General features: G+C 71.4%; 17 protein-coding genes and 1 pseudogene. 10 read left to right on the top strand and 8 right to left on the bottom strand.

The features are described from left to right. The first annotated feature begins 140 nt into the window (after nucleotides 1-140). From Vlu01_RS04025 to Vlu01_RS03995, 7 genes are all read left to right on the top strand, one after another. Entirely contained in the window at nucleotides 141-644 is a 504-nt protein-coding gene (locus Vlu01_RS04025) for a hypothetical protein (RefSeq protein ID WP_203993890.1), read from the top strand. Between the two features lie 156 nt (nucleotides 645-800). Continuing rightward, complete coding sequence (locus Vlu01_RS04020; protein WP_203993887.1) at nucleotides 801-1,232, top strand: ferritin-like domain-containing protein; 432 nt, start codon at nucleotides 801-803, stop codon at nucleotides 1,230-1,232. An 88-nt stretch (nucleotides 1,233-1,320) separates the two neighbouring features. Then, on the top strand, nucleotides 1,321-1,902 hold the full coding sequence (locus Vlu01_RS04015) for a PadR family transcriptional regulator (protein WP_203993884.1): 582 nt from the start codon (nucleotides 1,321-1,323) through the stop codon (nucleotides 1,900-1,902). Beyond that, nucleotides 1,899-2,714: an ABC transporter ATP-binding protein gene (locus Vlu01_RS04010; protein WP_239095685.1), complete on the top strand. Its 816-nt coding sequence runs from the start codon at nucleotides 1,899-1,901 to the stop codon at nucleotides 2,712-2,714. The genes Vlu01_RS04015 and Vlu01_RS04010 overlap by 4 nt, the downstream gene beginning before the upstream one ends. Further along, complete coding sequence (locus Vlu01_RS04005; RefSeq protein ID WP_239095684.1) at nucleotides 2,711-5,437, top strand: ABC transporter permease; 2,727 nt, start codon at nucleotides 2,711-2,713, stop codon at nucleotides 5,435-5,437. The genes Vlu01_RS04010 and Vlu01_RS04005 overlap by 4 nt, the downstream gene beginning before the upstream one ends. Nucleotides 5,438-5,624: 187 nt before the next feature. Then, nucleotides 5,625-6,134: a nitroreductase family deazaflavin-dependent oxidoreductase gene (locus tag Vlu01_RS04000; protein WP_203993881.1), complete on the top strand. Its 510-nt coding sequence runs from the start codon at nucleotides 5,625-5,627 to the stop codon at nucleotides 6,132-6,134. A 155-nt stretch (nucleotides 6,135-6,289) separates the two neighbouring features. Further along, entirely contained in the window at nucleotides 6,290-7,009 is a 720-nt protein-coding gene (locus Vlu01_RS03995; RefSeq protein WP_203993878.1) for a nucleotidyltransferase domain-containing protein, read from the top strand. A 10-nt stretch (nucleotides 7,010-7,019) separates the two neighbouring features. On the opposite strand, the gene Vlu01_RS03990 is transcribed toward Vlu01_RS03995, so the two are convergent. Both Vlu01_RS03990 and map read right to left on the bottom strand, forming a co-directional pair. Further along, nucleotides 7,020-7,721 (bottom strand): VIT1/CCC1 transporter family protein, encoded by a 702-nt coding sequence (locus Vlu01_RS03990; protein ID WP_203993865.1) that lies wholly within the window; start codon nucleotides 7,719-7,721, stop codon nucleotides 7,020-7,022. After that, on the bottom strand, nucleotides 7,718-8,575 hold the full coding sequence (gene map, locus Vlu01_RS03985) for a type I methionyl aminopeptidase (protein WP_203993862.1): 858 nt from the start codon (nucleotides 8,573-8,575) through the stop codon (nucleotides 7,718-7,720). The genes Vlu01_RS03990 and map overlap by 4 nt, the downstream gene beginning before the upstream one ends. 93 nt (nucleotides 8,576-8,668) lie before the next feature. On the opposite strand from map, the gene Vlu01_RS03980 reads away from it, so the two are divergent. Further along, complete coding sequence (locus tag Vlu01_RS03980) at nucleotides 8,669-8,983, top strand: STAS domain-containing protein (RefSeq protein WP_239095683.1); 315 nt, start codon at nucleotides 8,669-8,671, stop codon at nucleotides 8,981-8,983. 52 nt (nucleotides 8,984-9,035) lie between these two features. On the opposite strand, the gene Vlu01_RS03975 is transcribed toward Vlu01_RS03980, so the two are convergent. Further along, nucleotides 9,036-11,444 (bottom strand): SpoIIE family protein phosphatase, encoded by a 2,409-nt coding sequence (locus tag Vlu01_RS03975; protein WP_239095682.1) that lies wholly within the window; start codon nucleotides 11,442-11,444, stop codon nucleotides 9,036-9,038. Nucleotides 11,445-11,556: 112 nt separating this feature from the next. Next, nucleotides 11,557-11,640 (bottom strand): annotated as a pseudogene (locus tag Vlu01_RS27445) (hypothetical protein); the annotation flags it as partial. Between the two features lie 24 nt (nucleotides 11,641-11,664). Here Vlu01_RS27445 and Vlu01_RS27440 point away from each other — a divergent pair. Beyond that, the gene (locus Vlu01_RS27440; RefSeq protein WP_239095681.1) at nucleotides 11,665-12,183 is read left to right on the top strand and encodes a hypothetical protein; all 519 of its coding nucleotides are present in this window, start codon (nucleotides 11,665-11,667) and stop codon (nucleotides 12,181-12,183) included. A gap of 719 nt (nucleotides 12,184-12,902) precedes the next feature. Here Vlu01_RS27440 and Vlu01_RS03970 read toward each other — a convergent pair. The 3 genes from Vlu01_RS03970 to Vlu01_RS03960 form a co-directional block, all read right to left on the bottom strand. Next, nucleotides 12,903-13,670: a 3-oxoacyl-ACP reductase gene (locus Vlu01_RS03970; protein WP_203993857.1), complete on the bottom strand. Its 768-nt coding sequence runs from the start codon at nucleotides 13,668-13,670 to the stop codon at nucleotides 12,903-12,905. Nucleotides 13,671-13,672: 2 nt separating this feature from the next. Beyond that, nucleotides 13,673-15,028, bottom strand: coding sequence for an aldehyde dehydrogenase family protein (locus Vlu01_RS03965; RefSeq protein ID WP_203993854.1), 1,356 nt, complete (start codon nucleotides 15,026-15,028; stop codon nucleotides 13,673-13,675). Between the two features lie 176 nt (nucleotides 15,029-15,204). Continuing rightward, entirely contained in the window at nucleotides 15,205-16,569 is a 1,365-nt protein-coding gene (locus Vlu01_RS03960) for a glutamine synthetase family protein (RefSeq protein ID WP_203993851.1), read from the bottom strand. 185 nt (nucleotides 16,570-16,754) lie between these two features. On the opposite strand from Vlu01_RS03960, the gene Vlu01_RS03955 reads away from it, so the two are divergent. Continuing rightward, a complete protein-coding gene (locus tag Vlu01_RS03955; RefSeq protein ID WP_203993848.1) occupies nucleotides 16,755-17,162 on the top strand; it encodes a nitroreductase family deazaflavin-dependent oxidoreductase in 408 nt (135 codons plus the stop codon). A 286-nt stretch (nucleotides 17,163-17,448) separates the two neighbouring features. On the opposite strand, the gene Vlu01_RS03950 is transcribed toward Vlu01_RS03955, so the two are convergent. Next, a complete protein-coding gene (locus Vlu01_RS03950; protein ID WP_203993845.1) occupies nucleotides 17,449-17,949 on the bottom strand; it encodes a DUF456 domain-containing protein in 501 nt (166 codons plus the stop codon). Nucleotides 17,950-17,982: the final 33 nt, after the last annotated feature.

Genomic DNA, 17,982 nt, shown 5'->3' with positions numbered 1-17,982 from the left:
GCCATGCCGGCACGCCACCGGTGCGGACGCGCCGGTGGCTGCGCAGAGCGTAACGCGCCGCCGGTACGACAGCCCGGGCGGCGCACCGACGCCACCGCCGGACACGGATCGCGGCGATGGTGTTGACTTGTCCGGTGGCGATGGGCAGAACGAATCGGCAGGACGAATCGTCCCAGCTTCCCCGACGCGCGGTACTACGGGCCGGTGCGCTGCTGGCGCTCGGCGGAGCCGCCGCGCCGCTGACCGGTTGTGGCCTGTTCGACCGCGACGAAGAACCTCCGCAGCCCGATCCGCTCGCGCCGCTGCTGGACGAGTCGCTGCGGCTGGCGGCCGGTCTGCGAGCCGCCGCCACCGTCCATCCCGACCTGGCCGCCCGGCTGGTCCCGCTGGCCGAGTCACACGAGGCGCACGCCGCGGAGCTGGCCCGGCTGACCGGTGTCACGACCGCCTCCGCCACGCCGACGGCCTCCCCGTCCGGTCCACCTCCGGGCGATCAGTCGGCCGTACTGGCCGCCCTGCGGCAGTCCGAGCGCGCCGGCCGGGAGTCGGCGATCCAGGCCTGCTCCGCAGCTCCGGCCGAGCGCGCCGCGCTGCTCGGCTCGGTCGCCGCCGCACGCGCCACCCACCTGGAGGCGCTGCGATGAGCGAGCGTTGCGAGCGAATCATCAGGCTCAGTGCCGCCATGCCTCATGACGGCACGCAGCGAAGCGGAGTGCGGTCATGAGCGAGCGTTGCGAGCGAATCATCAGGCTCAGTGCGGCGGTGCCTCATGACGGCACGCAGCGAAGCGGAGTGCCGTCATGAGCGAAACCTTTGCGGCGCTCGCCGACGCCCTCACTGCCGAATACGCCGCGATCTGGGCCTACGGCCCCATCGGGGTACGACTCAGCGACGCCGAACGCAAGGCCGCGGTGGCTGCGGAAGCTGCCCACCGGGCCCGCCGGGACGCCCTGGTGATGCAGCTGAGCACCGGCGGCGGCACCGTCCCGCCGGATCGGGCCGGATACGCGCTGCCCTTCCCGGTGACCGACCGGGCCAGCGCCCTGCGCCTCGCCGTGCAGGTGGAGGAGCGGACAGCGGCCTTCTGGCGCGCGGCGCTGCCGGTCAGCACCGGCGCTGACCGGGACCGCGCCCTGGCCGCCCTGGTGGAGTACGCGGTGCGGGCGACCCGCTGGCGGCGCAGCGCCGGCAGCACCCCGTTGACCGTGCCGTTTCCGGGCCGCCCGGCCTGAGCCGAGCCGGCTTCGCGCACCGGCCCGTAGGCGAACTCACGTCCACTCCGGTTGCGGTCCGCATACCAGGTATGCATACTCCGTTCCCATGTCCATCCGTCACGGGCTGCTCGCCCTGCTCGAACGCGGGCAGATGTACGGCTACCAGCTCAGAGCCGCCTTCGAGGAGTCGACCGGCTCTACCTGGCCGCTGAACATCGGGCAGGTCTACACCACGCTGTCCCGGCTGGAACGGGACGGGCTGGTGAGGTCGCTGCCGGAGAGCGCGTCCGGACAGCGCCCGTACGAGATCACCGACGCCGGGCGGGCGGACCTGGCCCTGTGGTTCGCCACCCCGATCAGCCGTACCGACCGCCCCCGGGACGAGCTGGCGATCAAGCTGGCGCTCGCGTTGACCACCCCCGGTGTGGACGTCCGTTCGGTGGTGCAGACGCAACGGACCGCCACCATGCGCGCGTTGCAGGAACTGACCCGGTTGAAGTACTCCAGCGACAACCCGGACGACCTGCCGTGGCGGCTGGTCCTGGACGCCATGGTGTTCCATGCCGAGGCCGAGGTGCGCTGGTTGGACCACTGCGAGAGCAGCCTGGTGCGGCATCGCCCCCCGGCCGCCGGCCCAACGCCGCTCTCCGAGGCGGTGGGCCACAGCGGTGAGGAGGCACGACGGTGACCACCGGTGACGGGCGGATGCCGGCGACCCCCCAACGGAGAACCCCGTCCTGCTCCCCCGCGACCTCCGAATCCGCTGCCGGCCCGGCCGACGACATCGTGCTGGACCTCCGTGATGTGCATCGCACGCACGGCAGCGGTCCGGCCGCGGTCCACGCCCTGCGCGGGGTGAGCCTGGCCGTGCGTCCCGGCGAACTGATCGCGGTGATGGGTCCCTCCGGTTCCGGCAAGTCGACTCTGCTCACCCTGGCCGGCGGGCTGGACAGCCCGACCGCCGGTGAGGTGCACGTCGAGGGGCAGCCGCTGCACGCCCTGGACCGGCGTGGGCTGGCCCGGCTGCGCCGCCGCCGGATCGGGTACATCTTCCAGAACCTGAACCTCATCGGCAGCCTGACCGCGGTCGAGAACGTCGCCCTCCCCCTCGAACTGGACGGCTCCCGGGTACGCACGGCGCGCCGGTTGGCGCTCGACGCGCTGACCGAGGTTGGTCTGACCGAACTGGGTGACCGGTTCCCGGACCAGCTCTCCGGTGGTCAGCAGCAGCGCGTCGCCATCGCGCGGGCGCTGGTCGGGCAGCGGCGCCTGGTGCTGGCCGACGAGCCGACCGGAGCTCTGGACTCGCAGACCGGGGAGGCGGTGCTGCGACTGCTGCGCCGACGGGTCGACGCCGGGGCCGCCGGTGTGCTGGTCACCCATGAGGCACGGCACGCCGCCTGGGCGGACCGGGTGGTTTTTCTGCGCGACGGCGTGGCGGTCGACTCGACTGCCCCGTTGGCCGGCGTGGAGGCCCTGCTCAGCGGCAGCGGCCGGTGAGCGACGGAAAATCCCGGCTGCTCGGCGGCGCACGGCTGGCCGAGACGATCGGATCGTGGCGGACGGCACTGCGCATCGCCCGGCGCGAGGCGACGCGGGCCCGGGGGCGTACCGCCCTGGTGCTGGCGATGATCATCCTGCCGGTGCTGGCGTTGAGCTTCGTCGCGGTGAGCATGGACATGGCCCAACTCACCCCGAGCGAGCAACTGGAGCGCCGGCTCGGCAGCGCCGACGCGGAACTGCGGGTGGTGGGTCGCAGCCCGATCGAGCAGAACGCCGACGGCAGCAACTGGATCTCCGTCGGTACGGACTACCCGCTCGCCGTACCGGGCACCCGGGAGCACGTCGCCTCGCTGCTGCCCGAGGGCAGCCGGTTGCTGTCGGTGCGCCGCTGGGTGCCGTTCAACGCCTGGCAGGGCGACCGGATCCGCGACGACATCATGGCCACCGTGGTCGACCTGACCGACCCGCTCGGGCACGGCCTCGCCCGGATCCACCGGGGACGGGCACCGGCCACCGCTGACGAGATCGCGGTGAACCCGGCTGCCCGCCGCAGCCTCGGTGTCGACCTCGGGGACCGGATCGACGGCGGGGACAGCACCCGCAGCTGGACGGTCGTCGGCGTGGTTGAACTTCCCGAACAACTGACCCCGATGGTCATCCTGCACCCCGTCGGGGCACCTACGGAGCCGAACCCCGACGAGGTTTACCTGGTTGACCTGCCGGGCCCGCTCACCGCCGACGCCCTCCGGCGGCTCAACGACAACGGCGTCGTGGTCGCCGCCCGGACACCCACGCCACCAGGGGCGCTGCTCCAGCAGCTCGACCCGCCGGTCGACAGGCTGACCATGGAGGAGGTCGGCACCGGCGTACTGATCGGCGGGCTCGGCCTGCTGGAAGTGGTGCTGCTGGTCGGGCCGGCGTTCGCCGTCGGGGTACGTCGGCGGCGGCGGGACCTGGCCCTGGTGGCGGTCGCCGGTGGCGATGCCGCCCACCTGCGCCGAGTGGTGCTCGCCGACGGCGTGGTGCTGGGCGGTGTCGGTGCCGCGACCGGAATAACGCTCGGCGTGGCCGCCGCCTTCGCCGGACGGCCGCTGATCGAACAGTTCATCTTCCAGCAACGGCTCGGCGGCTACCGCGTCTGGCCCACGGCGCTGGTCGTGATCGCGCTGGTCGCGGTGCTGGCCGGGGTCCTGGCCGCGCTGGCGCCGGCGTGGACGGCCGCCCGGCAGGACGTGGTCGCCGGGCTCTCCGGACGGCGCACCCCGCCGGCACACCGACGCCGGTGGCTCACCCTCGGTATCGCGCTGGCCGCCGGTGGGACCGTCGTGGCCGCGATCGGTGCGGTCGTCACCTCACAGTCGGTCATCCTCGCCGGGCTGGTCCTGGGCGAACTCGGGCTGGTGTTCGCCACCCCGACGCTGGTGGGACTGCTGGCCCGGCTCGGTCGCTTCCTCCCACTGGCACCCCGGATCGCGGTACGTGACGCCAGTCGTAACCGTGCGTCGGCCGCGCCGGCCATCTCCGCGGTGATGGCGGCGGTCGCCGGCAGTGTCGCCCTCGGTCTCTTCCTGGCCAGCGACGACGTTCGCACCGATCAGCAACGTCGGGCGTTGCTCCCGGAACACACCGTGCTGGTCACCGCCGGCGACGATCCCGCGTCGGAGGACCGGCTCACCCTCGACGAGTTGAGCGGCCCGGCGCGAACGGTGCTCGGCACCGACACGATCGCCCCGCTGCTGACCGCCGGTTGTCCACCCGACTTCCACACCTGCACGATCACCGCGATCATGCCGCCCGAGCGGGCCTGCCCCTGGCAGCCGTACGAGCCGCTCAGCGAGGCCGACCAACTGCGAGCCCGCGCCGACCCCCGCTGCCAGCAGGTCGACGACGGTGTCCCCGACCCGTACCTGCGGGTCGCCGTGGACGACGGCACCACGCTGCGCCTGCTCACCGGGGTCGCGCCGGCCGAGGTCGCAGCCGCCACCGCCACCCTGCGTTCGGGTGGTGCCGTGGTCACCGATGCCCGTTTCCTCCATGACAACCAGCTGGATCTGCTGGTCGAACACGGTGACGAGACTCGGCAGCCGGACACCACCACGGTGTCCGGACACGCGCTGCACACCGGGCTCGGTGAACAGTGGCTGCTGCTCTCCCCCGCCGCCGCCGACCGGCTCGGGCTCGAGATCCGGCAGATCGGTTGGGCGTTGGACGCCCACCAGCCGCCGGACCGAGAGCAGCAGGACGACTTCGCCGCCGCACTACGCCCGCTTCATCCCGCAGGGATCGGTGTGGAGTGGAACCGGGATTACGACGACACCCAGCCGCTGCTGCTGTTGCTGGCGGGGGTCTCCGCGGTCGTCACCGTCGGCGCCGCCGGCATCGCCACCGGCCTGGCCGCCGCCGAGGGACGGACCGACCTGTCCACACTCGCCGCGGTCGGTGCGGGCCCCGGCGTACGCCGCCTCCTGTCGCTCTGCCAGGCCGGCCTGATCGCGGTGCTCGGCTCCACACTGGGCATCGTCGCCGGACTTGCCTCGGCAGTGATCGTGCTGGTCTTCACCAACCAGCGTTACGCCGACCGCTGGCCGATCGAACCGCCCTACCCGCTGGTGATGCCCTGGCTCACCCTCGGTGTGCTGGTCGCGGTACCACTGGTGGCGATGGTCGGCGCGGCGCTGTTCACCCGGTCGCGGCTACCGGTGGAACGCCGCCTGGACTGACCGCACGCACCGCCGACCAGCCCGCAGTGGCCGCAGCAGCGGCTGATCGGCCCGGTTCGGCCGCAGCTGCGGCTGATCAACCCGGGTCGGCCGCAGCCAGCTGCGGCTGATCGGCCCGGGTCGGCCGCAGCCAGCTGCGGCTGATCGGCCACTGTCGCGGCTCGGTCGGCGACGGCAGACTGGGCGAATGTCCGTTCTGGGAAGCGTCACCCGCCGGGTCGGTCGGCACCGCTGGTTCGGCGCCACCATCCGGCTGCTGGTACCCGTCGACCGCGCCGTCGGTCGACTGACCCGGGGCAGGGTGGTCGCCCTCGGGCTCGTACCGTCCCTGGTGATCACCACAACCGGCCGCAAGTCGGGTCGCCCGCGCAGTAACCCGCTGCTCTACGTGCCCGACGGGAACGGCTACGTGGTGATCGGATCGAACTGGGGCCAAACCCACCAGCCGGCGTGGTCGCTGAACCTGCTCGCCGAACCGAGGGCCGAGGTGGACGTCAAGGGTCGCCGGATCCCGGTACGCGCCGAGGTGGCCACCGGCGCCGAACGCGACCGACTGTGGCGGCTGCTGGTCGACGAGTGGCCGGCCTACGAAACGTACGTGGAGCGGGCCGGCGGCCGGGAGATCCGGATCTTCCGCCTGGTGCCCGACGACAGCCGCGTCACCGGCGAGCCGGCCGGGTCCGACCAGCCGCACTGAGCCAGCCCAGAACGGGTGGGAGATGCCCGGCAGCGCGACCTAGGGTCGACCCGCCTCGGCTCGACCGAGATTCCCGACCCAGGCGTTAGGGTGTGCGGTGACCGGGACGTCGCTGTCGGCGACGGGGTGGCTGGCGCGATCGCGGGGTGATCGGCGTGGACGGTGTCCAGGAACACCGGGACGATCCCCGGTGGGACGTTGCCGAGCGGGTCGCCGCGGCCATCCGGCGGCGGTTCCCGGCCGATGTGCTCGCGGTCGCGGTGCACGGTCCGTTGGCCCACGGCGACGACGATGGCGGTGGCGTCGGTGAGGTCGGGTTGCTGGTGGCCACCTACCGGCCCGGCACCGGACCGCCAGCGGCGACCCGCCGGGTGGATGGCGTACTGGTCGACCTGACCGTCGTCGCCGCCGAGGAACGCCTGCGCCAGGCCCGGCAACTGACCAGCCGGTGGCCGCTGACCGCCGACCGTTACGTGACCACGCGGGCCCTGCACGACCCGACCGGGTGGCTGCCCACGCTGCGCGACGAGCACCTCGGCCGGCTGGCGCGGGCCCGCCCGGCCGAGTTCACCACCGCCGCCCGGACGGCCTGGTACCGGGGCAGCGCGGCGCACGCGCGGGCCGCCCGGCTGGCCGAGTGGTACGAGACGGACCAGGCCCTGCTGATGCTCGGCGAGGCCCGGCTCGCCGCGGCGACGGTGAGCGGCCTGCTCAGCCGCACCTACTTCCGGGACCGGGGCGACGCGGTCCGGCGGACCGGGCTCGCCGGGGCGGACATGACCGAGGTGGGTACCGTGCTGGCCGGCCAGTCGGCGGAGCTGACCGCGCGTGGCCGCCCCGTCGACGGCACCGTCGACGATCTGCTCGACGGGTGACCCGGTCGGGCTACCCGCCGATCAGCATCCCGACCAGGTAGGTCGCCGCCGCCGCGGCGGCACCGAGCAGCAGCTGACGCAGCCCGTTGGTCCACCACCGGCGCTTGGTGAAGCGCGAGACGATCGCACCCGCGGCGAAGAGCCCGAGCCCACCGACCACCAGGGCCAGCGTCAGGCTGGTCGCTCCGAACAGGTACGGCAGCAGCGGCACCAGCGCACCGACGGAGAAGCAGAGGAACGACGACAGCGCCGCCGTCCACGGGTTGGGCTGCTCGTCCGGGTTGACGCCCAACTCCTCCATGACGTGCACCCGCAGCGCCTGCTCCGGATTGTCCCGCAGTGCCTCGGCCACCTGGGTGGCAAGATGCTCCGGCAGTCCCCGGGCAGTCATCATCTGGGCCAGTTCCCGGGCCTCGGCCTCCGGGTGACGCTCCAGCTCGCGGCGTTCCTTGGCCACCTCGGCGGCGAGTTGCTCGTTCGCCGACCGGACGCTGGTGTACTCGCCGAGTGCCATGGAGATGGCACCGGCGACCAGGCCGGCGGTGCCGGTGAGCACGATGTTGCGGGGTGAGACGCCACCGCCGCCGACCCCGGCGATCAGGGCGATGTTGGTGACCAGGCCGTCCATCGCGCCGAACACGGCCGGACGCAGCCAGCCGCCGGAGATGTCCGCGTGGTGGTGCTCGCGCAGCGCCGCCGGGGTCTCGGTCACGGCAGCGTCAGGATCTCGTGGCCGTCCTCGGTCACCAGGACGGTGTGCTCGAACTGGGCAGTCCACTTCCGGTCCTTGGTGACCACCGTCCAGCCGTCCTCCCAGAGGTCGTACTGATGGGTGCCGAGCGTGATCATCGGCTCGATGGTGAAGGTCATTCCCGGCTCCATCACGTCGGTGGGGCGCGGGCTGTCGTAGTGCGGCACGTAGAGCCCGCTGTGGAAGGACTCCCCGATGCCATGGCCGGTGAAATCGCGTACCACGCCGTAGCCGAAACGCTTCGCGTACGACTCGATGACCCGGCCGATCACGTTGATCTGCCGTCCCGGGGCAACCGCCCGGATCCCCCGCATCATCGCCTCATGGGTCCGCTCGACCAGCAGCCGGTTCTCCTCGCTGACCTCACCGACGCAGAAGGTGGCGTCCGTGTCGCCGTGCACCCCACCGATGTACGCGGTGACGTCGACGTTGATGATGTCGCCGTCGACCAGCGCGGTCGAGTCGGGGATGCCGTGGCAGATCACCTCGTTCAGGCTGGTGCAGCAGGACTTCGGGAAGCCCCGGTAACCCAGGGTCGACGGGTAGGCCCCGTGGTCGATGAGGAAGTCGTGCACCACCCGGTCGATCTCGTCGGTGGTCACGCCGGGCTTGCAGTGCTCCCCCGCCAACTGCACCGCCTGGGCGGCGATCCGCCCCGCCAGACGCATCTTCTCGATGGTTTCCGGTGTCTGCACGTGCGACCCCTGCCAGGGTCGGGGAGCCTTCTTACCGACGTACTCCGGTCGGGTGATGTGGGCGGGTACCGGCCGCCACGGAGAGAGCGTGCCGGGGGTCAGCGGCGCACGGACGGTCATGACGCAAGCCTATCGCCGCCCGGCCGGAGACCCCCAGCACCGTCCGTCACGATGGTTGTTGCCCCACCAGAGGCACTGTGTCAAGGTGTCTGCGTGGATCAAGGGGGCGCACCTCCCATCTTCTCCGCCAGCGCGGAAACCGATGGTGATCACTTAAGCGTGGTGGTAACCGGCGAGGTGGACATGGCGACCGCCGACACCATGCTCCAGACCGCACTGCGGGAGCCGGCCTCCCAGGTGACACTCGACCTGCGCGCGGTCACCTTCTTCGACTCGGCAGCCATTCACGCGCTGGTCCGGCTCGCCGGCCACTATCCGCACGCGTTGACGGTACTGCCGTCCCGGCAGGTCAGTCGGGTGCTGGAGATCGCCGGCCTGAGCAGTCAACCCTGGCTGCATCCAGCTTGATCCGAATCTGTCCCTGCCGCCGGCCGGCGTGATCCGCCCGACCGGCGCTCGACTATGCGCTCAACTCCCGGCGCAGGACGACCCGGGTCCCCTGCGGGGTGTGCTCGACCGAGAGATCGCCCAGTGCCCGGATCAGCGACAGTCCGCGCCCCCGGAAGCTCGATCCGGTCGATTCCCGCCACCGCCCGCTGTCGCTCACCGTCGCCACCACCGTGCGGTCCTCCACCCGCACCTCGACGTCGACCACCGGTTCCACCGGGTCGACCGGGTGCTCGATCGCGTTCGCCGCCGCCTCGGAGACCGCGACGGTCAGATCGAACAGGTCGGTGTCGCTCACCCGGTGTGCGACGAGGAAGTCCTCCAACCGCTTGCGCAGCACGCTCAGCTTGGTCGGGTCAGCGGGCAGCCGTAGCTCGAACCGGTCGAGTTCGACCGCCTCCAGAGCCAGTACCGCGACGTCGTCGCGTCGCGGCCGGCCGGCGACCCGCGCCACCACCGCCTCGACCAGGTCGGCCACGTGCTCACCCGACCGGGTCGCGTCGGCGCGCAGCAGGGCCAGCGAGTCGTCGATGCCGATCTGCCGGTCCTCGATCAGGCCGTCGGTGTAGAGCAGCAGTCGATCACCGGCCCGCAGCTCGCCGGAGACGGTCTCGTACTCGGTGCCCGCGATGGCACCGACCGGCGGTCCGAGCGCCCGATCGTGCAGGAACGCCACGTCGTCTTCCCGGATCACCAGCGGCGACGGGTGCCCGGCGCTGGCGTAACGCAGCCGGCCCAGCCGAGGACTGAACCACAGGCAGAAGACCGTCGCGAACGAACGCGACTCGGTGGACCCCACCAACCGGTTCAACCGGGTCAGCGACTCGCCGGGGTCGAAGCCCTCCAGCACGTACGCGCGCAGCGCGTTACGCAGCTGGCCCATGGCCGCTGCCGCTGGCACTCCCTTGCCGACCACGTCGCCGATGACCAGCACCAGTTCGTCGTCATCCCGGGCCACCACGTCGTACCAGTCGCCGCCCACCTCGACATCCGCGCTGCCCGGCAGGTAGCGGCTGGCCACCACGGCTCCGGGCAACTGGGGCAGGGTGCGGGGCAGCAGGCTGTGCTGAAGGGTGGTGGCGATGCGGTGCTCGGCCTCGTAGAGCTGGGCGTTTTCCAACCGCACCCCGACCAGGCGGGCCAGCTCGGTCAGTGCGGCCTCGTCGGCGTCGGCGTTCTCGGCGGCCGGATGCCACACCCGCAGCTCACCGAGCTGCTGGTCGGCCACGCCGGTCAACGGCAGGACGAAGGAGGGCTCGGCGCTGCTGGCTCCACCGGCGTCGGCCTCGTAGCGTGCTTCACCCGCGGAGACCACCACCCGGACAGCCTCGGCGAGACTCAACGCGTGGCGGGCGGCGACCTGGAGCACGTCGGCGGTGGAACGGGCCGTGTTGACCGCGACCGCCGCGTCCGCGAGCGCCCGCAGCCGCCGGATGATCTGGTTACGCAACTGACCAAGAGCCATGTTGGCGCGGACCCGGGCGATCAGCTCCTGCCCCGAGAAGGGCTTGGTGAGGTAGTCGTCGGCACCCACCGACAATCCGGCCACCTCCTCCGCCGAACCGGCACGGGCGGAGAGCAGCACGATCGGCATGTACCGGGTACGCGGGTCCGCGCGCAGCGCGGCGACCAGACCGAAGCCGTCCAGGCGCGGCATCATCACATCGGTCAGCACCAGGTCGAAGGGCTCTTCGGTGGCGAGCCGCATCGCCTCCAACCCGTCGGCGGCGGTACTCACCTCCCAGGTGGGCACGAGCAACTGGGCGACGTGTTCGCGCAGATCGGGATTGTCGTCGACAACCAGCACGTGGCCGGCGGACGCGGTGAGGGGCCGGGGCGCCGAGGCGTCGGAATCCGACCCGGCCGAGACGTCGACCGACGCCGGGTGGGACGCGGCCGCCCCGCCCGTCCACTGCGCGGTCTCGGCGACAAAGAGCGGGGCCTGCCGTGGCTCGCGCCGGGTGTGGTCGGCGTCGGCGACCCGTTCCGCCGGCAGGTGCTCGGCACCGAACGGGATGGTGACCACGAAGGTGCTGCCGACGTCGACCTGGCTCGTGGCACTGACCCGTCCGCCGTGCATCTCGACCAGTTCCCGCACCAGCGCCAGACCGATCCCGGTGCCCTCGTGGCTGCGGGAGCGTACTCCCGGCACCCGGCGGAACCGCTCGAACACGTGCGGCAGCTCGCGCGCGTCGATGCCCACACCGGTGTCGGAGACCTCCAGGCGGACGACGCCGTCGACCTCCCGGATCCGGATGCTGATCTCGCCTTCGAAAGTGAACTTCAGGGCGTTGGAGACCAGATTGAGGACGACCTTCTCCCACATGTCCGGGTCGACGAAGACCGGCTCCGACAACGGCGGACAGTCCACCACCAGCCGCAGCCCGGCGCGCTCGCTGGCGGAGCGGAACGTGCTGGCCACCCGGGAGGTGTAGTCGGCCAGATCGGTGGGGCTCGTAGTGTGCCACCAGCCGCCCGGACTCCAGCCGGGAGAAATCGAGCACCGTGTTGACCAGCTTCAGCAGCCGCAGGGCGTTGCGGTGCATCACGGCCAGCCGCTGCGTGTGGTCCCCACTGAGCTCGGGGTCGGCGAGCAGCTCCTCCAACGGACCCAGCACCAGGGTCAACGGCGTGCGGAACTCGTGACTCACGTTGGCGAAGAAGTTGGTCTTGGCCAGGTCCAGGGCAGCCAGCTCGGCGGCCCGGGCCCGTTCCTGCTCGTACGCCCGCTGCTTGCCGACCGCGCGGGAGATCTGCGCGGCGACCAGCTCGAAGAACGTGCGGTAGTCGTCGGTGAGCGGCAGGCGTCGGCCCGCGCCCAGCACCAGCACCCCGGCCAGGTCGTTGGTCGCGTTGATCGGCAGCACCACCGCCTCGTCGGCGGCATCGGCCGGGACCCGGCCGAGCAGGTCGGCGGTGGCCACCACCGCGCCGTCACCGGTCGCGGCCAGGTCCATCAGCCGGTCGGACGGATCGACCGGTACGGTACCGGCACCGCTGACCCCGGCCAGTCGCAGACGTCCTTCGCTGTCCCGCAGGTAGAGCAGCCCGAACGGCACGTCGGCCCGATGCCGGTCAAGCACCGCCGCCGCGACCGCGCCGAGTTCCTCGCCGCCGGCCGGATCGGCGAGTTCCGAGCCGAGCTCGGCCAGCGCGCGTAGCCGACGCTCGCTGAGGACCCGCCCGGTGGTCTCGCTACAGATGCAGAGCACCCCGCTGATCGCCCCGTCGACGTCGCGGATCGGATCATACGAGACGTCGAAGTAGACATCCTCCACGAAGCCGTGCCGGTTGAGCAGGAAGTGATGGTCCCGGGCCTGGTACGACTCACCTTCGCGCAGTACGCCGGTCAGCAGCGGCCCCAGCACGTTCCAGGTCTCCGCCCAGTGTTCCCGGGCGGGTTCGCCCAGCAGGGTGGGATGTTTGTCGCCGATGGTCGGCCGGTAGGCGTCGTTGTAGAAGGCGCGCAGATCCTCCCCCCAGAACATGGCGATCTGCGCCTTGGAGGCGAGCATCGTGCTGATGGCGTTGCCCAACGTGGCGGGCCAGCGGTCCGGGGGGCCGAGCGGACTGGTCGACCAGTCACGGTCGCGGATCAGCGCGCCCATCTCACCGCCGCCCGTGAATGCTGCCGCGAGCAGCCGGGACGTTCCGTCTTCCGCTGCCAGCGGCTGACTTCCGTCCACGCCCCTCTGGGCCGAGTTCATGCAGCCTCCCGGCCGTTTCCGCACTGCGCCCGATCACCAAGTGCCCTGACCCGCCTTCTACCCAGACGGGTCGGCGACGTAACACTCACGACCCTCCGGACGCTGTTCCGCTCCCGGTGAGCACCGATGGCCGCGCGATCGGTCCAGGTCGCTCACGCTCGGTGTAAGAGGGATCACAACGGGGTGACGTACGCGCCGGTGATCCCACCGTCGACCACGAACTGCGCGGCGGTCATGAACGAGGCGTCGTCGCTGGCCAGGAAGGCCACCGCTGCGGCGATCTCGGTCGGTTCACCGAACCGCCCCATCGGCACGTGCACCAGCCGGCGGGCGGCGCGCTCCGGATCGGCCGCGAACAGCTCACGCAGCAGCGGCGTGGCCACCGGTCCGGGGCAGAGGGCGTTGACCCGGATGCCGTCCCGGGCGAACTGCACGCCCAGTTCCCGGGTGAGTGCCAGCACCCCGCCCTTGCTCGCGGTGTACGCGATCTGGGACGTCGCCGCGCCCATCAACGCCACGAACGAGGCGGTGTTGATGATCGAGCCCCGGCCCTGCCTGCGCATGTGCGGGATGACGTGCTTGCAGCAGAGGTAGACGCTCGTGGTGTTGACCCGCAGCACCCGTTCCCAGGCGTCCAGCCCGGTCTCCAGGATGGAGTCGTCCTCCGGCGGCGAGATGCCGGCGTTGTTGAACGCCACGTCCACCCGCCCGTACCGCTCGACCACCCCGTCATAGAGGTCGCGTACCGCCGTTTCGTCGGCGACGTCGGCCGCGACGAAGCTCCCGCCCACCTCGTCGGCCGCCCGCTGGCCGGCCCCGGTGTCGACGTCGACGCAGACCACCTGGGCACCCTCGGCGGCGAACCGCCGCACGGTGGCCAGTCCGATACCGCTGGCCGCCCCGGTCACCACGGCCACCCGATCCCGCAACCGTCCCTGCATGCTCACTCCTCGGTGCTGACAAAGACGTTCTTGACGTCGGTGAACGCGTGCAGGGCGTCCGGCCCCAGTTCCCGACCGAGACCGGAGCGCTTCATCCCGCCGAACGGCGTCCAGTACCGCACCGAGGAGTGGGAGTTGACGCTGAGGTTGCCGGACTCCACCGCCCGGGCCACCCGCAGCGCCCGGCCCACGTCGCGGGTCCAGATCGAGCCGGAGAGACCGTACTCGGTGTCGTTGGCCAACCGGACGGCGTCCGCCTCGTCGTCGAACGGGAGCACCGAGACGACCGGACCGAAGATCTCCTCCCGCCAGTGCCGGTCGGCGGGTGAGTCGGCGAGCAGCACGGTCGGGGCGTACCAGTAGCCGGTGCCGTCGGGCCGCGAGCCGGTGAACGCCACCCGTGCTCCCTCGACGTACCCGGCGACCCGGTCCCGCTGCCCGGCCGAGATCAGCGGTCCCATCTCGGTGCTCTCGGCGGCCGGGTCACCCACCCGGAAGGCGCGCACCGCCGGTTCGAGCAGTTCGAGGAAGCGGTCGTACACGCTGCGCTGTACCAGCAGCCGGGACCGGGCGCAGCAGTCCTGGCCGGCGTTGTCGAAGACGGCGTACGGCGCACTGGCGGCGGCCCGCTCCAGGTCCGCGTCGGCGAAGACCAGGTTCGCCGACTTGCCCCCCAACTCCAGGGTCAGCCGCTTCACCTGCGTCGCGCAACCCGCCATGATCCGGGTGCCGACCTCGGTGGAGCCGGTGAAGCAGATCTTGCGTACGGCAGGGTGGCTGACGAAGCGGTCACCCACCACCTCGCCGCGTCCGGGCAGCACGGTGAACACGCCTTCGGGCAGGCCCGCCTGATCGGCCAACTCGGCCAGCCGCAGCGCGGTCAACGGAGTCAGCTCGGCGGGTTTGAGCACCACCGTGTTGCCGGCAGCGAGCGCGGGAGCGAAGCCCCAGGCGGCGATGGGCATGGGGAAGTTCCACGGCACGATCACCCCGACCACACCGAGCGGTTCGTGGAAAGTGACGTCCAACCCGCCCGGCACCGGGATCTGCTGCCCGGTGAGTCGCTCCGGCGCACCTGCGTAGTAGTCGAGCACGTCCCGGACGTTGCCCGCCTCCCAGCGGGCGTTGCCGATGGTGTGGCCGGCGTTGGACACCTCCAGCCCGGCCAACTCCTCCAGGTGCTCGTCGACCATCGTCGCGAAGCGCCGCAGCAACCGCCCCCGCTCCCCCGCGCTGACCCCCCGCCACCGCTCGTACGCCCGCGACGCCCGCTCCACCGCCGCATCGACGTCCCCGACGGAGCTGTCCCGCACCTCGCACAACACCCCACCCGTAGCCGGATCCCGCACCTCACCCACCCACCCTCACCCCACCCCACCCGTAGCCGGATCCCGCACCTCACCCACCCACTCCGCGTCCCCACCCCACCCACTCCGCGTCGATCATGCAGTTGTGGCACCTGACAAACGCTGACGTTCTTCGCTTTTCAGGTGCCACAACTGCATGATCGCGGGGGCCTGGGGGGCGGGGAGGGTTAGAGGCGTTCGAAGCCACGGGTTAGTTCCCAGTCGGTGACGGCGGCGTCGAAGGCGGCCAGCTCGACCCGGGCCATGTTGGCGTAGTGGGCTACCACCTCGCCGCCGAAGGCGGCATTGGCGACCTCGGAGGACTCCCAGAGGGTGAGGGCGTCGCGGAGGGTGCCGGGAACGCGTTCGGCCGACGCGTCGTCGTACGCGTTGCCGGTGCACTCCTCAGCCAGTTCCAACCCGTTCTCGATGCCGTGCACCGCACCCGCCACCAGGGCAGCGATCGCCAGGTACGGGTTGACGTCGGCACCCGGCACCCGGTTCTCCACCCGCATCCCCTGACCGTGACCCACCACCCGCAGCGCGCAGGTGCGGTTGTCGGCGCCCCACCTCAGTGCGGTCGGCGCGAACGAGCCCGGCTGGTATCGCTTGTACGAGTTGATGTTCGGCGCGAAGAGCAGGCTCAGCTCCCGCATCGTGGCGAGCAGCCCGGCGAGCACCCGCTGCCCGGTGACGCTCAGCCGCGCCGGGCCGTCGCCCAGCATCGCCGAGCCACCCGCGTCGTCGCGCAGCGAGAAGTGGATGTGGCAGGAGTTACCCTCCCGCTCGTTCGGCTTGGCCATGAAAGTGATCGACATGCCCTCCTGGGCGGCGATCTCCTTCGCCCCGTTCTTGTAGATCACATGGTGGTCGGCGCAGGCCACCGCCTCGTCGTAGCGGAAGGCGATCTCGTGCTGGCCGAGGTTGCACTCCCCTTTCGCACTTTCCGGGACCAGCCCCGCGCCGGCCATCTCGTTGCGGATGCGGCGCAGCAGCGGCTCCACCCGGGCGGTACCGAGCAGCGAATAGTCCACGTTGTACTGATTGGCCGAGGTCAGATCCCGGTAGCCACGCCGCCACGCCTGCTCGTACGAGTCGCGGAACAGCACGAACTCCAACTCCGTGCCGGCGTACGCGGTCAGCCCGTGCGCGGCCAGGCGATCCAGCTGACCGCGCAGGATCTGCCGGGGTGAGGCGACCACCGGACCGCTGCCATCGGGCCACTCCAGATCAGCCAGGAGCATGGCGGTGCCGGGCTGCCACGGCACCCGACGCAGCGTGTCGAAGTCGGGCTTCATCACGAGGTCGCCGTAACCGCGTTCCCAGCTCGACATCGCGTACCCGTCGACGGTGTTCATGTCGACGTCGACGGCCAGCAGGTAGTTGCATCCCTCACTGCCGTGGGCGACCACCTGGTCGAGGAAGTACGGGGCGTGGAACCGCTTGCCCTGCAACCGGCCCTGCATGTCGACCAGCGCCAACGCCACCGTGTCGATCTCGCCCTCGGCGACGGCGACCCGCAGTTGTTCCAGCGTGAGCGGGGGCCTTCTCATCCACGCGTCTCCATCACCAAGGTCTACCGGCCGCAACCGATCACCGTCAATCGGCCGCTCCGCCCATACCCCTCGGTCGCCGTCCTGCTCGGACCCGCGAGGTGCCAATCGGCCCGGTAGGCTGACCACGAGCCCCACCCCATGTTGTTTCAGGGAGCCGGTACTTGCCCGGTTGGAGGGATGTCATGAGCGACTGGAACGACAAGGTCATCGCCGAGTTCCGCGCCAACGGCGGACAGGTGGGCGGCCATTTCGCGGGTGAGCCGCTGCTGCTGTTGCACACGATCGGCGCCAAGAGCGGCCAGCCTCGGGTGAACCCGGTGATGTACCAAAAGGTGGATGGTGGCTACGCCGTGTTCGCCTCCAAGGCAGGGGCACCCACCAATCCCGACTGGTACCACAACCTGCTCGCTCACCCCGGGGCGCGGGTTGAGGTCGGCACCGACACGGTCGAGGTCCTCGCCCGGGTGGTCACCGGGGACGAGCGGGAACGGATCTGGAGCGCGCATAAGGCCGCGTATCCGATCTTCGCCGACTACGAGCGTAAGACCAGCCGCCAGATCCCAGTCCTCGTCCTGGAACCTGTGCGTTAGGCGGTCACTCCTCTGGCGTCGAGCCGGGCCCCGATCTGCTCCGGCAGCGGGCGGGTAGATCTGCTCGACGGTAGCTGAGCGGCGTCCGCTGCGGCGGGAGCGCAATTGCGTTGCCGGACGCGTCTGCGTACCCCATCCTTGGGCTTGTGACCAGGCCCGATCGCGACGGGCCGACCCGGGCCCTCGGAACGGCCCGGCACCGTGGCGGCGCGGGGACACGTCACCTCTCTCTCGGGCACGGCGTCGAGCCGTACCCTCGCTTTGCCCCGCGCCGCTCGGTGTCACGTCAGGTCAGCACCAGACCGGCCACCCAGAGCGCGCCGATCACCACCCCGGAGAGAAACTCGATCAGCATCGACAGCCCGGCCGCGCCGACGGCACGTTTCGTCGCCGGCCAGGCCAGCCGGGTGTCACCCAGCCGCAGCCGCTCCGCCGCGAAGACGCCACCGACGAAACCGATGACCAGGCCGACGACCGGGATGACGAAGAAGCCGACCAGACCGAGCACCGCACCGGCCAGCAGCGAGGTGGTAGGCACCCCGGCCCGTTTGAGGTTGCGGCCGGGCCAGGCGTACTTGACGACGATGCCGCCGAGGGCGACCAGCGTCGCGGCGGCGAGCACCAGCCAGCGGCCGGCTCCGGCGTCACCGAACAGGGCCCACACCAGTACGCCACCCCAGCACAACGGCAGCGCCGGCAGCCCGGGCAGCACCACCCCGGCCAGCCCGGCCAGAATGGCCAGCGCGGCGATGACCGACACCACCGCTCCGGTTTCCGTCAGCCCCACGTCGACTCCCCACCCGCTCGCCACATTCCCCGT

Origin of the sequence: Micromonospora lutea (assembly GCF_016863535.1) — a bacterium.
GTDB classification, from domain to species: domain Bacteria; phylum Actinomycetota; class Actinomycetes; order Mycobacteriales; family Micromonosporaceae; genus Micromonospora; species Micromonospora lutea.
This window is presented reverse-complemented; position numbering and strand designations above follow the sequence as displayed.

What these genes read in the sequence shown, in the direction of transcription:
- Vlu01_RS03960 (WP_203993851.1), bottom strand. Translation starts at nt 16,569, where the DNA reads ATGAGAAGGCCCCCGCTCACGCTGGAACAACTGCGGGTCGCCGTCGCC.
- Vlu01_RS04020 (WP_203993887.1), top strand. Translation starts at nt 801, where the DNA reads ATGAGCGAAACCTTTGCGGCGCTCGCCGACGCCCTCACTGCCGAATAC.
- Vlu01_RS04015 (WP_203993884.1), top strand. Translation starts at nt 1,321, where the DNA reads ATGTCCATCCGTCACGGGCTGCTCGCCCTGCTCGAACGCGGGCAGATG.
- map (WP_203993862.1), bottom strand. Translation starts at nt 8,575, where the DNA reads ATGACCGTCCGTGCGCCGCTGACCCCCGGCACGCTCTCTCCGTGGCGG.
- Vlu01_RS04025 (WP_203993890.1), top strand. Translation starts at nt 141, where the DNA reads ATGGGCAGAACGAATCGGCAGGACGAATCGTCCCAGCTTCCCCGACGC.
- Vlu01_RS03970 (WP_203993857.1), bottom strand. Translation starts at nt 13,670, where the DNA reads ATGCAGGGACGGTTGCGGGATCGGGTGGCCGTGGTGACCGGGGCGGCC.
- Vlu01_RS04000 (WP_203993881.1), top strand. Translation starts at nt 5,625, where the DNA reads ATGTCCGTTCTGGGAAGCGTCACCCGCCGGGTCGGTCGGCACCGCTGG.
- Vlu01_RS03955 (WP_203993848.1), top strand. Translation starts at nt 16,755, where the DNA reads ATGAGCGACTGGAACGACAAGGTCATCGCCGAGTTCCGCGCCAACGGC.